Source organism: Gluconobacter sp. Gdi (assembly GCF_014132155.1).
Lineage (GTDB): Bacteria > Pseudomonadota > Alphaproteobacteria > Acetobacterales > Acetobacteraceae > Gluconobacter.
This window is the reverse complement of the sequence record NZ_BLJQ01000017.1, coordinates 14,537-33,856: the sequence shown is the minus strand read 5'-3', so window position 1 is coordinate 33,856 and position 19,320 is coordinate 14,537. Positions and strand designations below refer to the sequence as shown.

At 50.7% G+C, this 19,320-nt stretch carries 17 protein-coding genes and 1 pseudogene; 8 read left to right on the top strand and 10 right to left on the bottom strand.

Annotated features, from left to right (window positions below; translation table 11 throughout):
* Window positions 1-169 precede the first annotated feature (169 nt).
* Complete coding sequence (locus JN414_RS15135) at window positions 170-772, bottom strand: TetR/AcrR family transcriptional regulator (protein WP_202208631.1); 603 nt, start codon at window positions 770-772, stop codon at window positions 170-172.
* 98 nt (window positions 773-870) lie between these two features.
* Between JN414_RS15135 and JN414_RS15130 the strand changes: the two genes are divergently transcribed.
* The gene (locus JN414_RS15130) at window positions 871-1,836 is read left to right on the top strand and encodes an alpha/beta fold hydrolase (RefSeq protein WP_237390110.1); all 966 of its coding nucleotides are present in this window, start codon (window positions 871-873) and stop codon (window positions 1,834-1,836) included.
* A gap of 248 nt (window positions 1,837-2,084) precedes the next feature.
* Here JN414_RS15130 and JN414_RS15125 read toward each other — a convergent pair whose 3' ends face one another.
* Complete coding sequence (locus tag JN414_RS15125) at window positions 2,085-2,993, bottom strand: LysR family transcriptional regulator (RefSeq protein WP_202208630.1); 909 nt, start codon at window positions 2,991-2,993, stop codon at window positions 2,085-2,087.
* A 115-nt stretch (window positions 2,994-3,108) separates the two neighbouring features.
* On the opposite strand from JN414_RS15125, the gene JN414_RS15120 reads away from it, so the two are divergent.
* On the top strand, window positions 3,109-3,735 hold the full coding sequence (locus JN414_RS15120; RefSeq protein ID WP_202208629.1) for a glutathione S-transferase family protein: 627 nt from the start codon (window positions 3,109-3,111) through the stop codon (window positions 3,733-3,735).
* Window positions 3,732-4,139, top strand: coding sequence for a VOC family protein (locus JN414_RS15115; RefSeq protein WP_202208628.1), 408 nt, complete (start codon window positions 3,732-3,734; stop codon window positions 4,137-4,139). Before JN414_RS15120 ends, JN414_RS15115 begins: the two co-directional genes overlap by 4 nt.
* 387 nt (window positions 4,140-4,526) lie before the next feature.
* Here the strand turns inward: JN414_RS15115 and JN414_RS15110 are convergent, their stop codons facing one another.
* Genes JN414_RS15110 through JN414_RS15100 form a run of 3 tightly spaced genes read right to left on the bottom strand, consistent with a single transcriptional unit; the run spans window position 4,527 to window position 6,217 of the window.
* The gene (locus JN414_RS15110) at window positions 4,527-4,940 is read right to left on the bottom strand and encodes a hypothetical protein (RefSeq protein ID WP_202208626.1); all 414 of its coding nucleotides are present in this window, start codon (window positions 4,938-4,940) and stop codon (window positions 4,527-4,529) included.
* A gap of 24 nt (window positions 4,941-4,964) precedes the next feature.
* Complete coding sequence (locus JN414_RS15105) at window positions 4,965-5,252, bottom strand: hypothetical protein (RefSeq protein WP_202208624.1); 288 nt, start codon at window positions 5,250-5,252, stop codon at window positions 4,965-4,967.
* A gap of 23 nt (window positions 5,253-5,275) precedes the next feature.
* Window positions 5,276-6,217, bottom strand: a complete 942-nt coding sequence (locus tag JN414_RS15100) for a hypothetical protein (protein WP_202208622.1) — start codon at window positions 6,215-6,217, stop codon at window positions 5,276-5,278.
* Window positions 6,218-6,822: 605 nt separating this feature from the next.
* Between JN414_RS15100 and JN414_RS15095 the strand changes: the two are divergent.
* Window positions 6,823-7,959, top strand: a pseudogene (locus JN414_RS15095) (IS3 family transposase).
* 36 nt (window positions 7,960-7,995) lie between these two features.
* Here the strand turns inward: JN414_RS15095 and JN414_RS15090 are convergent.
* The gene (locus JN414_RS15090) at window positions 7,996-8,910 is read right to left on the bottom strand and encodes a LysR family transcriptional regulator (RefSeq protein WP_202208620.1); all 915 of its coding nucleotides are present in this window, start codon (window positions 8,908-8,910) and stop codon (window positions 7,996-7,998) included.
* A 98-nt stretch (window positions 8,911-9,008) separates the two neighbouring features.
* Here JN414_RS15090 and JN414_RS15085 point away from each other — a divergent pair, with 98 nt between their 5' ends.
* Both JN414_RS15085 and JN414_RS15080 read left to right on the top strand, forming a co-directional pair.
* Entirely contained in the window at window positions 9,009-9,857 is an 849-nt protein-coding gene (locus JN414_RS15085) for an NmrA/HSCARG family protein (RefSeq protein WP_202208618.1), read from the top strand.
* 309 nt (window positions 9,858-10,166) lie between these two features.
* Window positions 10,167-10,589, top strand: coding sequence for a hypothetical protein (locus JN414_RS15080; protein ID WP_202208616.1), 423 nt, complete (start codon window positions 10,167-10,169; stop codon window positions 10,587-10,589).
* Between the two features lie 80 nt (window positions 10,590-10,669).
* On the opposite strand, the gene JN414_RS15075 is transcribed toward JN414_RS15080, so the two are convergent.
* Complete coding sequence (locus JN414_RS15075) at window positions 10,670-11,611, bottom strand: LysR family transcriptional regulator (RefSeq protein ID WP_202208615.1); 942 nt, start codon at window positions 11,609-11,611, stop codon at window positions 10,670-10,672.
* A 108-nt stretch (window positions 11,612-11,719) separates the two neighbouring features.
* Here JN414_RS15075 and JN414_RS15070 point away from each other — a divergent pair, with 108 nt between their 5' ends.
* Together JN414_RS15070 and JN414_RS15065 are read left to right on the top strand one after the other, a co-directional pair.
* Window positions 11,720-12,625, top strand: a complete 906-nt coding sequence (locus tag JN414_RS15070) for an NAD-dependent epimerase/dehydratase family protein (protein ID WP_202208614.1) — start codon at window positions 11,720-11,722, stop codon at window positions 12,623-12,625.
* An 82-nt stretch (window positions 12,626-12,707) separates the two neighbouring features.
* Window positions 12,708-14,453, top strand: a complete 1,746-nt coding sequence (locus tag JN414_RS15065; RefSeq protein WP_308469053.1) for an alpha-amylase family glycosyl hydrolase — start codon at window positions 12,708-12,710, stop codon at window positions 14,451-14,453.
* A gap of 151 nt (window positions 14,454-14,604) precedes the next feature.
* Here JN414_RS15065 and JN414_RS15060 read toward each other — a convergent pair whose 3' ends face one another.
* The 3 genes from JN414_RS15060 to lldD all read right to left on the bottom strand — a co-directional run bounded on the left by JN414_RS15060 (window position 14,605) and on the right by lldD (window position 19,200).
* Window positions 14,605-16,251 (bottom strand): lactate permease LctP family transporter, encoded by a 1,647-nt coding sequence (locus JN414_RS15060; protein WP_202208613.1) that lies wholly within the window; start codon window positions 16,249-16,251, stop codon window positions 14,605-14,607.
* Window positions 16,252-16,321: 70 nt separating this feature from the next.
* The gene (locus tag JN414_RS15055) at window positions 16,322-17,842 is read right to left on the bottom strand and encodes a carbohydrate porin (RefSeq protein ID WP_237390108.1); all 1,521 of its coding nucleotides are present in this window, start codon (window positions 17,840-17,842) and stop codon (window positions 16,322-16,324) included.
* Between the two features lie 209 nt (window positions 17,843-18,051).
* Window positions 18,052-19,200 carry an FMN-dependent L-lactate dehydrogenase LldD gene (gene lldD, locus JN414_RS15050; protein ID WP_202208612.1) on the bottom strand — a complete coding sequence of 383 codons (1,149 nt, stop codon included), beginning with the start codon at window positions 19,198-19,200 and terminating at the stop codon, window positions 18,052-18,054.
* Window positions 19,201-19,320 lie beyond the last annotated feature (120 nt).

Here is a 19,320-nt window from a genome sequence, read left to right as displayed (position 1 = left end):
GCCCCCCACCAAAGTTCCAAATGCGGTCTATCGCGGTTCACCTAAAAACGTCTGCTTTCGGGCAGCCAACATCCCCACTTCGATGTCTCACTTGAGGCGACTGCCGTCGGTTTTCCTACTTTGTCGTCTCAAATTCAAAGTCCTCATACCGTCACGTCTGTATGCGGAATTAACCAGAGAGTGTCTGCTGCTCGACCAAAATCATCATGAGCGCCGCCGACTGATTCAGGCGCTCAACAGGGACATTATCTCGCGCTTGAATGGAAAGGCCATGTATAAAAGTCGCAACTGCATCTCCGAGGGCTTCCGTATTGCAATCCGGCCTGAATTCTCCGGCTGTTTTAGCTTTCGCCATACGCTCGATTAGTGTCAGTGTCTGATGTAGACGCTGATCTGCCAGCCATGAACTGATTTTTTCATTCGCTGCAGAGCAATTCGTGGCGGCTACGACGACCATGCAACCTTTCGGCCCTTCCGGACGTGTATAGAGGGCGATGGCTTCACGAAATATTCGTTCTATCGCGCGAACCGCTGACGCCTCTTCTGCGAGAATGCGCTCTACAAAGCCGCCTTCATGCGCTTCGTAATCCTCTACCGCCTCCCGGAAAAGCTGTTCTTTAGAGCCGAAAGCCGCATAGAGCCGGGCTGACGCGAGCCCCAATGCCGAGACAAGATCGGCCATGGACGTGCTTTCAAAGCCTTGTGACCAGAAGAGATCACGGGCTTTGCGAAGCGCCTCATACCGGTCGAATTCACGCGGTCTGCCTGCCATGGTCTGCCTCATTCTTTAATGACCAACCAATAATTCACTTGACCGATCAGAGCAAGGTATGGATTTCTTTGTCGACCGACAAAGAACAGGAGAGACAAATGTCTGTAGGACTGAATCAGAGGCGTAGAACATTGACCATGGACTTTTATCTGGGGTTCGTCGCAGCCTTGCTTTTGGGTCTGCTTTCAACCCAAAAAGCCCATGCTGGACAGCAACTGCCGCCCAACTTCCACTCAGAGGACCAGACGGTTGATGGCGTCCATCTGCACTATGTTGAAGGTGGGTCGGGCCCCCCAGTGCTGCTGATTCCAGGCTGGCTCCAGACATGGTACGCTTGGAGAAAAGTCATGCCATTGTTGGCTCAGGCAGGCCATCACGTCATCGCAGTAGATCCCCCCGGAATGGGAAGCTCTGACCGTCCACTGGACGGATATGACACAGGTACAGTCGGGACCCGACTGGATCACATGATGAAAAAGATCGGTTATTCGCACTACGCCGTCATGGGGCATGATATCGGCATGTGGATCGGCTATGCCATGGCTGCTGACCATCCTGATAGCGTATCACGCCTGATACTGGTTGAAGCCATCATCCCTGGCCTTTTGAAACACGAGCCAGAAGTTTTTATGTCGCAATCTCAAAGCGCATTTTTCTGGCAGTTCATGTTTAACCAGCAGCCGGAACTCCCCGAGATGCTTTTGAAGGGTCGCGAGAAGCCCTTCATGGCTTACCTGTTCCGTCACTGGGCTGCTCATCCGGAGCGGATTGCGCTGGATGCTTACGCCCGTGTCTATCGATCGACAGACGCAATCCGCCCCCAGATGGCATATTACCGAGCCTTCCCAAAGACGATTGCTGACAACAAATTACGCGCGCAGTCTCGGCTTCCTATGCCTGTTTTGGCTCTCGGAGGAGATCATGGTGTCGCAGATTTTCCACGGGAAATGAAGACGCCCGTTACAACCAAACTAAGTTCTGGCCTTTTAAAGGATTGCGGACATTTTGCTCCAGATGAGTGTCCTGAAGAAATCGGGCGCCAAGTCATACCATTTATTCAATAAAATTTTCTTCGCTCAGGGCATAACCAAGGGGTTGTCCGCTTTAGGCATCATTTAACTTGCGTAAGAATGTCCGACATTTAGGCGCAAGCAACCTGTCTGCTGCTGTTTACTGAACACCAGGCAGTTTAGCAGAGAAGATGATCGGTCCGTTACGGGATGTGACCTATATGCCGTGTGCATCCGATCATTAACAGTGTCCTACGTTTTATTGCGCCCTATTCGAAAGCGATTTGTGATTGGCGTGCTTTTTAGAAATTATCTGTCATGAAGCGTTTTTTCATGGCGGTGAGAAACATCCTAACGTTAACGGACTGGCGTTCTCTGGCAGGAAACAGCATGAAGACAGGTAAGGCAGACGTAGGAATATCTGCCAGAACCCTGCAAAGCTGTCCTTTTTCGATAAAATCGTGGGTTTGGTACGACAACGCTCGGGTAATACCGAGGCCGTCTCTGGCAGCCGCAAGGGCCGCGTCGACACTATTGACGTAGAGGCGGGGTGAAACTCTTACTGAAGGTTCATTCTTTCCACCCAGTCGCCATTCCGAATGTCCAGTCGCATATTCATCGATATCGATGAGACTGTGCGCCGCGAGATCCTCAAGGCTCTGTGGCTCTCCGTGCTGTGCCAGATAAGCCGGGCTGCCGACAAAGACTTTCCGGACCTCGCCGATTTTTTGCATTTTCAAGGCACTGTCCTGCGGCGGGGCAATCCGGATGGCGAGATCGATCCCTTCCTCCACAAGATGAACAACACGGTCTGTCAGGAAGAGCCGTATGGTCAATTGTGGCCAGGCTTTCAAAAGGTCCGTGACAACGGGAAGAACATGTAGTCGCCCGAAAACAACCGGAGCGGTAATCGATAATATCCCCTGAGGCTCCGTCCCCGCGCCTCGTGCAACAGCGACCGCATCATCCAGGTCGGAAATCGCCGCACGACACCGGACCAGAAACTCCGCACCTTCGGTCGTCAGATGAACAGATCGCGTTGTACGGTTGAACAGGGAGAGCCCGAGGGTAGTTTCCAGGCTTCTGATCGTCCGGGTCACTGTGGTGGCGGAAAGACCTAGTTTCCGGGAAGCTCCGACAAAGCTGACCTGATCGGCTACAGCCATGAAGATCCGTAATGTCTGAAGGTCGATCAGAGGTCTCTCCTGCAACTCAGTTGATTATGAGCGTAAACCGCAATATTGAAGTGCATTTTTAAGGGATTATCGCACACCTCATCCCGTGGAAAGACAATGCTCCTGTTCAGTCGTTCTTTCGGGAGTTCCCATGAAACTCTACTATCATCCTCTTTCGGGACATGCGCATCGAGCGCATCTCTTTCTCTCTCTTGCCGGCCTGCCTCATGAGTTGAAGCCTGTTGACCTTGCCGCAGGTGAGCAGAAGACCGCGGAATTCCTGAAGCTGAATGCATTCGGGGAAATTCCCATCCTGGAAGATGGCGGCATCATTATTCCGGATTCCAATGCCATCCTTGTCTATGCGGCACGGAAAGTCGGTCCGTCTCATTGGCTGCCCGAGAACGCAGTAACGGAGGCCGAAGTGCAACGCTGGCTATCTGTAGCAGCGGGAAAGATTGCGTATGGATGTTGCGCTGCACGGCTAGTAACAGTTTTTGGCGCATCTTTTGATACGACAGAGGTCATCCAGCGCGCTCATGACGCACTCAAAGTGATCGAGCAGGCCCTGAAGGACAGAACCTGGATCGCAGAAACCCAGCAGCCCACGATCGCGGACGTCGCTCTCTACAGCTATATCGCAAGAGCACCTGAGGGAAATGTTGATCTATCGGGATATGACGCGATTGCTGTCTGGTTGCACCGTGTGGAGAACCTGAAGGGCTTTGTCCCACTCCAGAAAACCGTGGCTGGCCTGGAAACGGGATGCGGGCAATGAACTTTGCGCACCTGAAGCTCGATCATGTCGGCATTCGCGTGACAGATCTCGACGTTTCTGAACGGTTCTATGCCAAATTCGGCTTCATCCGCGATCCGGAAGAGTTCGCTCCGGCCGTGAAAGCCTGTGGCCTACACCACCCATCCGGACTTCGTATCCATCTCATTTTCAATGGCGTGCCAGACCCGGCTGGAAACGTTCTGATGGACGTTCCTGTCAAACGCCCGGGCTATACGCACGCGGCGTTCATTGTAGAGAGCATGGCAGATCTGGTGCGCTGGCTGGACCAGGAAGAGATCGTCATTACGGAGGGGCCAGTCCGGATGGGGCATGACAGACGCATTGTCTGTTTCATTCGCGATCCGGACAAGAACGTCCTCGAGTTCAACGAAATCCTCAAGTGAACAATCTTTGTAGGCCATGACGCGCGCGCGCTTTGCGGAAGCTGACACGGCCCCGATAACGTCGATAAAGAAGGCGTAAGCAGACCTGCTGCTTACGCCTCATCCCTGACATAGAGAACGACGACTTGTGTCCCCGTTAGCGGACAGTTTGCGACAATTGATAATGCCACCGTCGGTTCAAGCGCATTCCGCACGTCTGCATATCGAAGCAGTTTAAGAAACCGTGTTATGGAGAAAACCTACATTTCTATCTCCGCGCCGCGCTATAATAGACGTCATTAAGCTTCTATCTCGCCAAGAGCGACCCTGGCGGCAAAAACTATATGTATAGATCCATCGTTCACTTGAATATATACGATTCCCCCGTTTCGACTATGTCAAATAGCATCATGTTCTTTTGGCTCTTGGGGGAACAACAGGAGATTTTTTAAAGGAATCCCGCAAGTTAACCGTTTTCCCAATCGGAAGCATAATCTGTGGTGAATGTCTCTTTACTAACTCACTACTTGGAATGATAGACGTTGATAATAATTTTTTCTTTTTATCGTAGATTCTAACCGGGTCTCCACCACGGAGAGATACAAAAATTACCTTATCAAATGGAAAATTTGCCGAACTCAACAAGTAATTTTTATATTCATTTAAATGGTCAGTGAATAGTGTTTCATTTAAAGAAACCATTTCACTAAAACATACAATAATCAATTCATCATAATCTCCAAGTTGTCCATATTTTTTATGGTTTTCAAGTTTCTTGAAGATCCCATCATAAATATAATTCGAAGATATTGTCACAGCCATATCTTTTTCTGGCCATATATCTTCTTATTCTCCGGATAATATTGCAGTTTGATGTTTTTCAATCGCTTCTGCACCAAATTTCTTATCATTTGTATACGCTGAAAATTCTTCATCATCTACTGTAGTGATTTCAATTCCGATGCGCAGCTTTTTGAGACGACCTAAACTTTTTTTGGGCTTTAGAATATCAATAGCAAAATCGGGTTTATCCGTTTGGCTTTCATCACATTCAAATTTTCCATATAAGAGTTCCAGCAATGGAGAAGCGCGGCGGAATATTTCTTTTTCTAAGTCACGTTTAGATAATTTCATCCTAAATCTTCCCAAAATTATAATTATCGACTAACTAATCCGTTATCAATAAAAAGTTTAGATACCATTTCTGTCATAAGTGGTTTTGGTAGGTTCGCATTTCTACAGAGTTTGTTGATTTGACCAATGGCCCTATTCTTGTCTGAATTAAGCGTTAATCTGACGGGGGAATTACATTTCTTTACTTGAGACAAAATGGATACTTCAGCAGCTTTCGATCCCGAAATTTGTGCATCTATAGTAATCATTAGACGTAAAATTATATCACAAAAACCAACGACACCTCGTAAGCTTAATTCCGTTTTTTCACCAAGAGTTACGGGATAATATTCAATTCTTTCTTTTGTGTGCATTGCCGATGGGGATGATACCAGATGGAAATTATTATATGAATCTAGAAGTCTTTGATCGGCTTTCCCTCCATTATGAATGTGGCAATTCCTAAGTTCCTTAAAATACTTGTAACACTTAAGCATGTTCCCTTGTTGAGGAATGAATACTTTCTTATGCTTCAAAAATTGGGGCTTGAAGGAAGCGGTCATAACAGACGATGGTGAGGCGTTAACTTGAGAAATAAAAACTGAAAGACCCGATGAAACTCCGTCCCCCTCCTGATATAAATTTCGATCACTCATAGTGGAGATATTTGAAGAAGCAATCATGCTTCTTGCCCAACTCTCATAAATTGCAAAAGCGTTAGTCAAAATAAATTCTGAAAAACGCGCCTTCTGGTCTATCCAAGTTGTATTCGTATGCATGGCTCGAATATCTGCTCCATGAATATCGCTGCCCACAACGAATCTGGATGCGACATCTTCATATGTAGCGTTAGGAACTGCATTTAAAAAACCATCTACTTGCCAACGCAGATTCCAAAGAGCGATGGCTGTTGGCCAAACAAAATCAAATAATCTTGTAATTTCGGAGGTAGCTATATTTGTTTCTGGAAAAGAAAATCCGACCATAAAAAATTCCTGCATTGCAGCTATTCATAAATTTGTTGTAATATAATAAGAGAAGTCCCTAATTGTATCAACCCAATTAAAGAGCATCTAACCGCCAATCATTTTCATAGCCGACCATCTGCTTCCCCCCCCAAGTCAGCCGCGAGCCTCAGAATAGTTACAGACCTGCGTGAGTTGGAATGTCTCTCGCAAAGAGGGCCAGAGACGATCAGGCAGTCTTTCCGGCAGCAGACGTTGTCCTTGCATGAGCGTCTGTGGAACACGCCTCGAAAAGACCTTTTTGGGTCTTTTTTGTGCCCCACCCCCTATGTCCGATAATGTAAATTAACGGACATAGGGGGTGAAGAGGGGGCGATTTTCAAAAAAAGGCTAAGGCTTACCCTTTTATCTTTTTAAGGTTACGCAAAACGCCTCAAGGGTTCATCAAAACTCAACGGGCGTGACGTCCAGAGCCTCCGATCCCGATGGCCTTGACGTTGAACCTATCCCGGGGAGCCAACGCTGTGTCTCCGATGGGACCGGGTCCAGGTCCACCGAATAGATGGACGTGTCGCGGTTTAGTTCCGGACCTTTAAGACCGAAGAAGGTCGTGAAGAAGAGTTGGAATGGGACGAGTTTACACAACTGAGTTCAGAGACGAGGCAGTCCGTCTTGCTCTGAGCAGTGATCTTTCGCGAGAGCGCATTGCCGAGGACCTGGGGATTGGTCGACCTTGAAGACATGGATCCGTGATGCCCAGAAGCACGACACTGTCGTTGCTTACACAACGGATCATACGGCGTTATTGCGTAAGAATGAGAGATTACGTCGTGAGAACCTTCTGCTAAAAGAGACGACACAGTTCTTTTGGAACCAAAGATCGTGAGGTTTGCGTTCATTGCGCGGTATCACGGTCCGCTTTCACGCGAACGGGTCTGTCGGCTATTTGGTGTCAGCGACCGAGGTTTAAGAGCGTGATGTCGCCCGGTTCGTGCCCGCAGAACAGGGGATGATGCTCTGATGGTCCATATCCGCACCGTTCACGAGCAGAGCAGGTGAAGTTACGGACGTCCCCGCATGTCAGAGGGCCTCAGAACTTGTGGCTTTTCTGCTGGACATCGTCGTGTGGGACGGCCGATGCGGGAGACTGACATCCGGGTTGCCCGAACGCGGCGCTTCAAAGTGACCACGACAAGTTCGCGCAGGCACAGTATTGAACCCAGCCTTCTGGGACAGGACTTCTCCACAACAGCATAACCAAGAAATGGACAGCGGACATCACAGAGATCTGGACACGTGGAGGCTGGGTTTACCTAGCGGTGATGCTGGACCTCTTCTTACGAAGAGGCATCGGCTGGAACCTTGAGGTCCGTATGACCGCAGATCTTGCCACCGCAGCGTTACAACGCGCTCTTGCCTTGCGTCAGACACTACCAGGGAGCATCCATCATGCGGATCGTGGCAGTCAGTATTGTTCAGAGGCGTACCGTCAGTCCCTTTTTGCTCATGGCTTTCTCGTGTCCATGAGCAGAAAGGGAAGCTGCTGAAATAATGCTGTAACTAAGAGCTTCTTCAAAACCCTGAAAGCGGAACTTCTGTGACGACAGGCCTGGAGCACACGTCAGGAAGTCGAGCAGGATATCACGCGCATCATCAAAAATTTCTACAATCCGCCGAGGCTGCATTCCACACTCCAGTGGAAAAGTCCTCTGGATCATGAGCGGCAATGTCTCTTAACAGATAACCCATGGTCCGGAACTTAAAACCCCGACACGTTCAATCAAGAAGTGCGCGCCTCGCTACCGTGGCTTATCGTCACCTGTTTGCGCCTCAGTTTGCTGCAAGAGGTGCATCCGTAGCGCGTCAATGAAAACGCGGATTTTTGAGGAAAGGCTTCGGTGCGCGGCGTAGACAGCATGCGCTTCCACGGTTTCTGTTGTGAATGTTGGAAGGACTCTGACCAAGGTTCCACGTTCAATGGCTGGTCGAGCGAGAAAATCAGGCAAGCGTCCAATTCCAGCACCGTGTTCCAGCAAGACCTGCAATACGGCGGGCTCAGGCACAACGGAGCCAACGGGAACAGGAATGCGATGCTCGTGTTTCTGCGCGTCCTGGAACCGCCATATCGTGGGTCGATCAGTCCATCCGAGAAGGACGTGATTGGTCAGATGTGCTGGCGTATCCAAGGGGCCTCGTTGAGCAAGATATGCGGGACTGGCACATGGCCATAACGCGATGTGACCCAGTTTGCGCGCAATTAGGTCTGAGCTGGGCAGGGCGCCGATACGGATGGCTATATCCACATTCTCCCGAGCAAAATCCACAACGCGGTTTTCCGTATCGAAGTGCACGTACAATTCGGGAAAACGTTTGAGAAAATCAGGAAGCATTGGAGCGACAAGGCCAAGCGCAAAAGTCATTGCAGCATTGATCCGCAAGATACCTCGTGGCTGTCCTGTCACACCATCCAGAGCCGCTTTCGCCTCATTTAAATCATCCATAACCCGACGCGCATAGGGCAGAAGCATCCGTCCTGCCTCCGTCAGCCGGAGAGCCTGCGGGCTGCGTTCAAACAACTTCGCTCCAATGACCTCTTCAAGGCGAAGCAGCGCTCGACTGAGGGAGGATTTTGGGATGCCTGTTGTGCGAGAAGCGGCACTGAGACTCAAGGAATCTACAATATGTATGAAGCAACCAAGATCATCAGAGTTCATTGCAGAACGTTCCATAAATGGGACGCAACGTCTACGATAAGATATCTGCTCTTCACAAGCGGAACGGCATATTGTCGTCCTTCAACGAGGGGACAACCATGTCAAAGCCAATTATCCTGATCACAGGTGCGACCGGGCAACAGGGCGGCGCTACCATTCACGAAATGGTGCGTCGCGCAGGACCATGGCAGCTTCGAGCACTGGTTCGTGACCCGCAGGCTCCAAAAGCTACTGCTTTGGCAAAGCTCGGGGTCGAACTGAGACAGGGCAACTTGGATAACGAGCAGTCCCTTCGGGCAGCACTTCGAGGTGTCCATGGGGTGCTGTCCGTCCAATCTCCCATGAAAATCGGGCCGTCGGGAGAGGAGCGTCAGGGCAAATTACTGGCGACGTTGGCTGCGGAAAGCGGTGTCCGTCATTTCGTGCAGTGTTCTGTCGGCGGAGCAGAACGCCAGAGTAGGGTGCCTCATTTTGAAAGTAAGTGGGCCATTGAGCAGCATATCGTGTCACTCGGTCTCAATGCGACTATTCTTCGGCCAGCGGCTTTCATGGAAAATTTTTCCACCTTTGTGTTCCGCACGACAATGCTTTCGATGATGAAAACCTATCTCGCCCCGAAACAGTCCATGCAACTTGTTTCGATTCAGGATGTCGGGTGGTTCGCTGCTGAAGCATTCGAAAGGCCCGAGCAATTTTCTGGACGAAGTATTGAACTGGCGGGCGACACTGTCACCTTGCAGTCTGCCTCATCCGTCCTCCGTCGTTCAGGTCTGCGCCCTACACTGTCCTTCAAGATGCCAGCACTGCTTTGCGCGCGGTTACCCGAGGATTTCCGCCTCATGTTCGAATGGATCGCACGCGAGGGGTTTGATGCTGATATTGCCGGTCTCCGTCGTGAGCATCCAGGTCTTCTGACCTTGCGCGACTGGGCAGACTGTAGAGCGTAATAGAAGTTTTATCAGAACTGCTTACTTTTGTCCGGATCGAAGACAACGACAAAAGACGATTTTGTTATTGTGACCAATTCGATAAAATTCTTACTATTACCCGACTGTGTTTTCCCCCGAAAAAGAAGACCTCTCAGTCTTTCGAGAAGCGGATGCGGCTCGGCTAGGCACGTTAGATCGTAATGGAGTACTATGCTACTTCTCTCAGGAACCGCATGATGAAATCATGTGAGAGATAGAAGCGATCATTATCGGCGCAGAATAGTGCGGCCGGTCAGGCTCTTATGTTTTTTTTGGTGAGTATATCGAATGCGTATTTTGAGAGGTTTGTTTTTAGCGGTATTACAGCTTGCACTTGGGGGCACAGCAGCAGCAGCATCAGACACGACAATCTTTGTACCATCCACCCCATGTTTGACTTATCTGAACTACGCGACCAAGGACGCAGCATCTCCCAATATGCCGGAAGCGCGAAGCAGAGTCATTTCGGCAATGAATATAATGAAGCCGTATATGACAGAGTTTGCCTCGCTTCGTATGGATCATATGGAAATGCTCATGGCGCAGATTACCCAGAGCTTCTTTATCAGGATGGAGCTTGAATGCCGCAGTCATCCCGATCAGCCCTTGTCCGAAGTCATCCGAAAGGTTGGCAACGGCATTGTTGATAACGTGAATGCGAGTTTAGCCCAATCAGGAGATAAAAGGCATCTTCCTTATCCAGCCTTCTGAACAGAGGCGGCGGATTACCAAACTTTCCTGACGATCGGCGTTACGCCAAGTCAGACAACTATGCCGATGCCTAGCGGACGTTACCGTGCAATTTTCATGTCTCTGGCAATGTGATGTCCGGATCGGAGATTTGCGGCCAGATAGTCGATAAAGACACGGACTCTTTGCGGCATATAACGATTTGGTCCCATAAAGACGGCGTGCACAGTTTGTAGCTCCTGCGCGGCAAATCTTTCGAGCACAGGGACAAGCTTCCCCGCAGCGAGGTCTTCCTGAACCTGAAACAGTGAAAGCTGTGCGATCCCGGCGCCTGCGAGCGTCAGACGGCGCATGCTTTCTCCGTCTCCCAAAAGGAGATTGCCTTTTGGGGCGAAGGTTCGTGGCTGTCCGGTTTCATCGCGGAACTTCCATTCCGGCGTTTGTCGTCGGAATGCGAACGTCAGACAGTTATGCTTTTCCAGTTCATTGACCGTTTCAGGAATGCCATGGCTTTCCAGATATGACGGAGCCGCCACGGTAACGAAATGCGTTTCCATGAGCTTGCGCTGCAGAAGCCCTGAATCCCGCATCGGACCGATGCGAATGGCGACGTCGGCATGATGCTCGACAAGATCCACAACCTGATCCGTGAGATCTACAGCGAGCCGGATTCCCGGATAGCAGGCCAGGAATCCGGGCAAAAGATCAAGCACGCACTGAAGACCGAAAGGCAGGTTCATGTTGACCCGAACGTCTCCCGTCGGCCGGGGCATTTCATGCAAAAGACCATCTTCCAGCGCCGTCATCTGCTCCAGAATACACTGACTCTCGCGATAGAAGCGCTCCCCTTCTGCCGTCAACTCAATGGACCTGGTCGATCGGTTGAGAAGCCGCGTTCCCAGCCGCGCTTCCAGACGTGACGTCAGCTTGCTAACGGCGGACGGTGACATGTCGAGCCGACGCGAGGCTTCGGAAAATGATCCGGCCTCCACAACGGCCACGAACACTTCCATTTCGCCCGACCGGTTAACATCCCTCAACATATCTGTGCCCTGAATTCATAGCGACTGTGAATTCATGTTCTCTAGTTCATTCGTCTTGCAGGGAGCAAGTTTCACGAAGCTATCCAAACTTTCTGGAGACAGTGAACCATGAAAATCTTTCTTACGGGTGCGACCGGCTATATTGGCGGTTCCGTTGCCCGCTATCTGACCGACTTCGGCCATGAAGTCCGTGGTCTCGTGCGTCAATCCGACAAGGCACAGGCTCTGCAGGAGATTGGTATTTCGCCCGTTCGGGGATCGCTGGATGACGCTGCTCTTATAGCGGAAGAGGCCAAAGCGGCAGACGCTGTCATTCATGCGGCCAACTCTGATCATCTTGCGTCTGTTCAGACCTTTCTCGAAGCTCTGAAAGGCAGCGGCAAGGCCTTCATCCACACATCCGGATCGAGCGTCGTCGGTGATGATGCGCGGGGAGCCTATGAGCGACCGGATATCTTCGCGGATGATACCCCTTTCGTCCCGATGGACATCCGTAAGGATCGCGTTGAAATCAATGAAATCGTCCGGATTGCTGGGGTGCGCGACGGAATCAGGACGATCGTTTTCTGCCCAACAATGATCTACGGGGAATCTCTTGGACTGCCGGCAAAGAGTGATCAGCTTCCCAAACTTTACGCCCAGTCGCGGAAAGTCGCTGCCGGCGCTTATATTGGAACGGGGCTGAACCGCTGGTCGAACGTTCATATCCGTGACCTTGCAGAACTTTATCGACTGGCTTTGGAAAAAGCACCGTCAGCCTCTTACTTTTACGCAGAGAATGGTGAAGCATCTTTCGTCGAGATCGCGACCTCCATCAGCAAGGCGCTTGGCTTTGAGGGCAAGACGCAAAGCTGGCCAGCAGAGGACGCCATTGCTGAACTGGGTGACTGGGCCCGCTTTGCCATTGGCTCCAACAGTCGGGTGCGGGCCGTGAATGCACGGCTGCTGCTCGGATGGGCGCCTCAGCACACCTCCATCCAGAAGTGGATCGAAACAACCGACGTAGTCTGGTGAAGACAGTCTGATGATATCCGCTGCCCAAGCCCCTCTGACGGCAGCGGATCATTTTCTTTTCACACTCCCCTAGGAGCCTTCCATGACCGGCATCGATTTGAGCCGCAGAAGCTTATTGCCATTGGCTGTTGGATTCTGGGCGACAGCATCTGCATCCACGCCTGCTCAACCCCGTATGCCATGGTGGAAGAGCAGTGTGTTCTACGAGATTTATCCCCGCTCATTTCAGGATGGAAATTCTGACGGCATCGGGGATTTTATCGGGATGAAGGACAGGCTGGAATACCTCGCGGAACTGGGCGTTGACGCAATCTGGGTTGCGGCCTGCTTCGACTCTCCCAATGTCGATAACGGGTATGACGTGCGAGACTATCGCAAGATCATGCCGGACTTTGGCACCATGAAGGATTTCGATGCCTTTCTGGCACGCGCTAAGCAACTGGGAATTCGTGTCATTCTCGATATGGTTTTCAACCATACGAGCGACCAGCATGCCTGGTTTGTAGAAAGCAGATCATCCAGAGATAATCGCTACCGCAACTTCTATCACTGGCACGATGGGAAAAATGGTGGGCCGCCCACGAATTGGCAGACGCAGTTTGGAGGTTCGGCCTGGACACTGGATCAGAAGACAGGCCAGTATTATCTGCACTCGTTTGAAGCGCAGCAGCCGGATCTGAACTGGGAAAATCCTGAAGTTCGTGCTGAACTTTACGCGATCCTGAAGTTCTGGGCCGACAAAGGTGTTGATGGTTTCCGGTTCGATGCGATTACTTTCATCGCAAAACCGGAGAAGCTGTACGATCTTACGGCGGAAGAAATTCCTGCACGAAAGACGTTTGCCGATCATGGAGATCGGCTCAGTTTCTATCTGAAAGACATGTACGAGCATGTTTTCAAGAATACAGAACTGTATTCGGTGGGAGAAAACTGGGGCGTGAGCCGCGATGAATATGCTCGTATTACAGACTCACGAAACAAGGAGCTTTCATCCGGATTTCGCTTTGACTTTCAGATCAAAGACAATATCGATGCGTGGCGTAAGGGCACTTTTCATCTAAGTGATTTGCGCGCATTCAATCGTGACAACAGTTTTGACGATCACCCCGGGACGTGGCCTGTTGTCTGGCTGGAAGACCATGACTACTCACGCTCGGTGTCACGGTATGGCTCGCAACTTCCCCAATACAGAGATCGTTCGGCAAAACTTCTGGCAACGATGATGCTTTCCCTGCGCGGGACACCATTTATCTACCAAGGACAGGAGATTGGAATGACCAATTTTCCGTTCAGATCGATCGATCAGTTCGACGATGTATTTGCGCATAACGAATGGCGCTTGCAGGTTGAGTCGGGACACATTTCCCCTCGGGAAATGCTTGTAAATCTGGCGGCAACGACGCGCGACAATACCCGCACACCCATGCAATGGAATGAAGGGACTAACGCTGGGTTTTCTTCGGTAAAACCCTGGATGCTCGTTAATCCGAATTTCCGTACAATCAACTGCTCTACAGAATCTTCTGACCCCAGATCCGTACTTTCTTTTTATAAAAAAATGATCCGCACCAGGAAGCAGTTTCCAGTTCTTATCCATGGAACCTACCAAGACATTTCGCCGGATGATTCACCGATCTACGCCTATATCCGGGAAGATTCCACAAACAGAGCCCTGATTGTTCTGAACTTCTCTAATGACGAAAAAACGTTCTCCCTCCCTGAGAGAAAAACAGTAAAGCGCGTCATTGCCAGCAATATGGATAGAAAACAGATTCAAGGCAACGCCATCCGTATTCAACCATGGGAGAGTATTATTGCTATCGTATAATAAATCCTGAGGTACTAGCGGCGGGTCGCAACCCGCTAGGACAGATGCCCTAGCGTCTTCTTCTCAGTCATCTATCTCGCCGCAACAGCCTTGATTGGGCCAAGGATCCTTGGCTCGATCAATTATACTGTATCTTCAAAAAAATACTAAATTAGATTTCTGAAATAAAATAGACTCTTGCTGAAAGCAGGCAACTGACCATCAAGACGAGTAAGATGCTCCATTTCAGTGTGAATTTGAGCATTTCCCCTTCTTTTCCAACAATCCCTACCGCTGCACAGGCGACGGCGATCGATTGGGGCGAGATCATCTTCCCAACTGAGCCACCAACAGCATTGGCAGCAACGAGAAGTGGACCACTGACGTGGATCTGCTGACCTGTTGCGGCTTGTAATCCTCCGAATAGGGCGTTCGAGGATGTGTCAGATCCTGTGAGAAAGACGCCAAGCCATCCAAGGATTGGAGAAAGAAACGTAAAAGCTGGGCCTGTTGCGGCGAACAGGAGGGCAAGCGTCGCGGAAAGACCGGAATAATTCGCCAGATAAGCAAAGGCGAGGACCATGCCAATAGAATAGATCGGGATTTTCAGTTCGTTCAGTGTCTGCAGAAAGATCACTACCGCATCCCGGGGGCGTGCACGTAGCACGAATGTCGAGAGGATCGCAGTCAGCATGATGCTCGTGCCGACTGAGGAAATCAGATCAAGCTTAAATACCGAGTGAAACGGTGAAGGCTCGATCGAGACCGGCGGCATCTTGATGATCAGATCATGAAGATAAGGAAAGGGAAATGTGATGACAGAGGACGCAAGCAGACCAACTGGTTTGAAGAGGTTTTTGAAAGGCGCAATGCTCCAGAGGGCGACAAGTGCAGTCAAGATAACGAATGGCATCCAGGCACGGATAATCTCGTTTTTGCTATAATTTTTTTCAGAACCAGGGACGGGTGTATTTTTGCTTTCTTGAGGAAAACGAAAACTGTTCGCTGGCGTCCAAAACTTCAAAAAGAGAGGGATGACCAGGAGTGTTGCCAAAGCCGCAGCAATGTCGGGAAGTTCAGGTCCTACAAAAACAGCCACCAAGGTCTGTGTAATGGTAAATGTCAGTGCTGCAACGAGGGTGATCGGCCAGACCTCTCTTAGCCCGCGCAGCCCATCCACTATCATCACCAGAAGGAAAGGGATGGCAAACGCGAGGGCAGCAAGCATGGGCATCGCAAGCCGAGAGATCAGCAATGGATCCGCACCAATAACCTGACCTCCGACGATGACTGGAATGCCCATTGCCCCGAACGCGCCAGGCGCAGCATTAGCGAGTAGACATAGTCCACCCGCATAAAGCGGTGGCACCCCAAGACCGACCAGGAGCGCTGTCGTGATCGCAACCGGAGCGCCGAAACCGGCAGCGCCTTCGAGAAAAGCACCAAAGCCATAAGAAACGAGGAGGATTTGAATGCGCTGATCGTCGGAAACTGTGACAATTGAATAGCGAATAATGTCGAAGTATCCGGTTTTGACCGAAAGTTTATAAAGGAAGACTGCAGCCAGTATGATCCACGCAATAGGCCATAAGCCATAGAGAAAGCCGTATAATCCCGTCGCGATCAGATAGGGTATCGGCATTCCGTAGAATAGTACGGCTATGAGGGCCGTGAGAACCACCGTGATGGTGCAGGCGATATGGCCCTTCATGCGAAGCACCAGCAACGCTACGAAGAAAAATGCAATCGGTATCAAAGCAACCAGACTGGAAATTATAATATTTCCGGCTGGATCGTATATCTGCTTCCAGGGGGACATGGATTTATTCTCCTGACTTCGTGTCGATAAGGCTTATCCATGCCGATTTCCGGCCCTGGATGCGGGGGGATTAAAGATTGCCGATAACTTTGATGCCGATGACCGTTGCGTTCGGAATGACTGACGTTTCTCCCGGTCGCATCTGATATTCAAAAGAGGGTTGAAAGAGCAGACCGGGCATAATGGGAACTCCGTAATAGGCCTCCAGTGTTGCCGTATGCGTCTGAGGGCCGTTTACCCCTGTGGGGAACGGCAGACCTGCGTCCTGAAGAAGGTGCTGCCCGAGTGTCAGGCGTTTGCTGATCTGATAATATGAATACATCACCCCAAAGCGGTCGAGCGGGCGGAAAGGAATGATGCCGAGAAGCGAAGTTCCAACATAAAACTGATCAGAAAAGACCGAAACTTGCGGTGTATTATGAATGTAACCCGCCATCAGGTAGCCTCCTGCCATCTGATGCAGGCCGTGGCTGCGATAAATCATCTGGTCGGCTTCAATATAAAATGTGTCGCGTGCCTGAGGCCTTTGCACCGCATATCGGAGGGCCATCGAGGAGGGGACCGAGCCAATCATGTCCGTAAAACCGCTGGTATCGTGGCCAAAGCCGAGTTTGTAGTGGCCCGGCAGCTTTCGTGGGCCGATAAAAGGCTCCCACGTCAGCTCGATGGGAAGCATGACGCCAGTCTGCTTCTCACTGCCCCAGGCCCATCCTGATGGATTGGATGTCAGGACGGAGGACGCGTAAACACCTGTTCTTAACGTCAGATCGCGTGTTGGACGCAGACGGATCGTGCCGCCCCATGTTGCCTTCGGATAGACGCTCCACCCTTGAACGCTTTTAATGCCTACTGGGGCTGAGCACTGGATCATGAAGGTGCATAAGAGCAGAGATGTGCCATAAGTATGTGTGAGGGTCAGGCGGCCCAGATTGATATTGATGCTGTTGTGACGGAAAGATTTTTCCACGTAGAAGTCTGCTAGATGTGCCGCCATATGGCCGGAAAGGCTGTAGACTTCAGACAGCAGAATTCGCCGCTCGCCGACGTGATCAAAGCTGATCTGCCGACCTGCTCGTTCCATTAAAACGCCATGTAGGATCCATCCATTCAGACCTAGCAGCTTGCCCAGATCGAAATTATTCACCAGCGTCAGTTCATGAGCATACGACATGCCTTTGCTCAGACCGCCGCTTACATTAGCCAAGGCTTCCCCTTTATAAGCGAACTGAAATGTATAGCCCCGTTTAGCAAGCCACGTTCGTGCGGGAGCTACTTGTGGAACCAGATTACCGAATGCTTGAGCAGGTACGAAATACCCCGCAGAGAGGTCACGTTCCCGCAGGGCATCATCTCTGCGATTGAGGAGTGCAGACAGGCTTTCAGTATTAAAAAGGCTTTCAAGCTGATTAGGGTCGGAAAGATGTTCGGTCCTTTTGGTGGGTGCCGCCACGGTGTGTGATGCTTTTGCGTCGGAATGGAACGGCGTATTTCTGTCCGTCTGAAAGCTCGTTCCTGGGTGCTGTCGCATGATTAAAGCTGTATCAGGCGCACTTTCAGCAGAACTGGTGGCCATTAGGGCGATAAAGAGCATTGCACCTGCGTACCAAATGGTCCCGGAGCGTCTTTTTGTCCTAACAACGGATAACGACGCAGGAAGATCTTGGGTAAAATCATGAAACATGACAGTAATATTCCGTGTTATTCACAGATTATATTTATTTTTGATGTATTATTTGGTAATCGCGCGTCTATTATTTCGCGCGATATGCCGTGATGAAGTATTTATGGGGCTTTGAAGGATCAGCGTTCTCGCGCAAGTTTCTCAACACTGTCGGAGGTGATTTCCGAGATCGAGCGTGCGCCAGTCAGAATCATCGCAACACGGAGTTCTTTTTCGATGATGTCCAGCACATTCGCGACGCCGCGCTCTCCTGCTGCTGCGAGAGCGTAAACGAAGGCGCGCCCCAGCAGGACGGAATCAGCCCCACATGCAATCATTCGAGCAATATCCAGACCGCTGCGAATTCCTGAATCAGCAAGGATTTTCAGGTCACCCTTGACGGCATCTGCGATGGGAGGAAGGGCACGAATGGTTGAAAGGACACCGTCAAGTTGCCGTCCACCATGATTGGAGACAACGATACCGTCTGCCCCAAATTTTACAGCGTCTTTCGCGTCCTCAGGGTCCAGAATACCCTTAATGATCATTGGTCCTTCCCAGAAATCACGTATCCACTGCAAGTCTTTCCAGCTTATTGACGGATCGAAATTACCTGCGAGCCAACCAATGTAGTCTTCAAGCGCAGTGGGGGTGCCTCGATATGTCGAGATATTGCCCAGATCATGCGGGCGTCCACGCAAACCAACATCCCAAGCCCATTGCGGATGTGTCACCGCCTGAGCATAGCGACGCCATTTAGCCAGCGGGCCGGACATGCCTGAATGAGCATCGCGGTAGCGCGCCCCCGGTGTTGGCATGTCTACCGTAAAGACGAGGGTGGTTACGCCTGCTGCTTTTGCGCGCTCCAAGGCATCACGCATGAAACCACGGTCTTTGAGCACATACAACTGGAACCAGATTGGTTCTCGAACTGCGGCTTGCACTTCCGCGATTGGACAGACTGATACAGTGGAGAGGGTGAAAGGGATACCTTTGCGGCTTGCGGCCCGTGCTGCCTGAACTTCGCCGCGACGGGCATACATACCTGTTAGCCCCACCGGGGCAAGCGCGGCTGGAAAAGCAAGCTTACGTCCGAATATTTCGGTAGAAGTATCCAGGTTAGAGACGTTGCGAAGAATACGCTGTCTTAAAGCGAGATCTGCAAGGTCTGCAGTATTTCGTTTCAGCGTATGCTCCGCATATGATCCTCCATCAATGTAATGAAACAGAAAAGGAGGGATTTTCCGAGCGGCTGCTTTTCGGTAATCCGTCGCTGCTGAAATAATCATTGCAACTCTCCTTCGCGGATTTTGTCATTCCGCGTGCGCTTGGTTTTTTTCTTAGATCCGTCTTTCTCACGGACTGCCTGGCGCATTGTCTGGAAGAGAAATGTCCTAACATCCATTCGC

Excerpts from the sequence above, each read along its gene's own strand:
- JN414_RS15135 (WP_202208631.1), bottom strand. The coding sequence starts at position 772 with ATGGCAGGCAGACCGCGTGAATTCGACCGGTATGAGGCGCTTCGCAAA.
- JN414_RS15130 (WP_237390110.1), top strand. The coding sequence starts at position 871 with ATGTCTGTAGGACTGAATCAGAGGCGTAGAACATTGACCATGGACTTT.
- JN414_RS15120 (WP_202208629.1), top strand. The coding sequence starts at position 3,109 with ATGAAACTCTACTATCATCCTCTTTCGGGACATGCGCATCGAGCGCAT.
- JN414_RS15115 (WP_202208628.1), top strand. The coding sequence starts at position 3,732 with ATGAACTTTGCGCACCTGAAGCTCGATCATGTCGGCATTCGCGTGACA.
- JN414_RS15110 (WP_202208626.1), bottom strand. The coding sequence starts at position 4,940 with ATGGCTGTGACAATATCTTCGAATTATATTTATGATGGGATCTTCAAG.
- JN414_RS15105 (WP_202208624.1), bottom strand. The coding sequence starts at position 5,252 with ATGAAATTATCTAAACGTGACTTAGAAAAAGAAATATTCCGCCGCGCT.
- JN414_RS15100 (WP_202208622.1), bottom strand. The coding sequence starts at position 6,217 with ATGGTCGGATTTTCTTTTCCAGAAACAAATATAGCTACCTCCGAAATT.
- JN414_RS15090 (WP_202208620.1), bottom strand. The coding sequence starts at position 8,910 with ATGAACTCTGATGATCTTGGTTGCTTCATACATATTGTAGATTCCTTG.
- JN414_RS15085 (WP_202208618.1), top strand. The coding sequence starts at position 9,009 with ATGTCAAAGCCAATTATCCTGATCACAGGTGCGACCGGGCAACAGGGC.
- JN414_RS15080 (WP_202208616.1), top strand. The coding sequence starts at position 10,167 with ATGCGTATTTTGAGAGGTTTGTTTTTAGCGGTATTACAGCTTGCACTT.
- JN414_RS15075 (WP_202208615.1), bottom strand. The coding sequence starts at position 11,611 with ATGTTGAGGGATGTTAACCGGTCGGGCGAAATGGAAGTGTTCGTGGCC.
- JN414_RS15070 (WP_202208614.1), top strand. The coding sequence starts at position 11,720 with ATGAAAATCTTTCTTACGGGTGCGACCGGCTATATTGGCGGTTCCGTT.
- JN414_RS15065 (WP_308469053.1), top strand. The coding sequence starts at position 12,708 with ATGACCGGCATCGATTTGAGCCGCAGAAGCTTATTGCCATTGGCTGTT.
- JN414_RS15060 (WP_202208613.1), bottom strand. The coding sequence starts at position 16,251 with ATGTCCCCCTGGAAGCAGATATACGATCCAGCCGGAAATATTATAATT.
- JN414_RS15055 (WP_237390108.1), bottom strand. The coding sequence starts at position 17,842 with ATGCTCTTTATCGCCCTAATGGCCACCAGTTCTGCTGAAAGTGCGCCT.
- lldD (WP_202208612.1), bottom strand. The coding sequence starts at position 19,200 with ATGATTATTTCAGCAGCGACGGATTACCGAAAAGCAGCCGCTCGGAAA.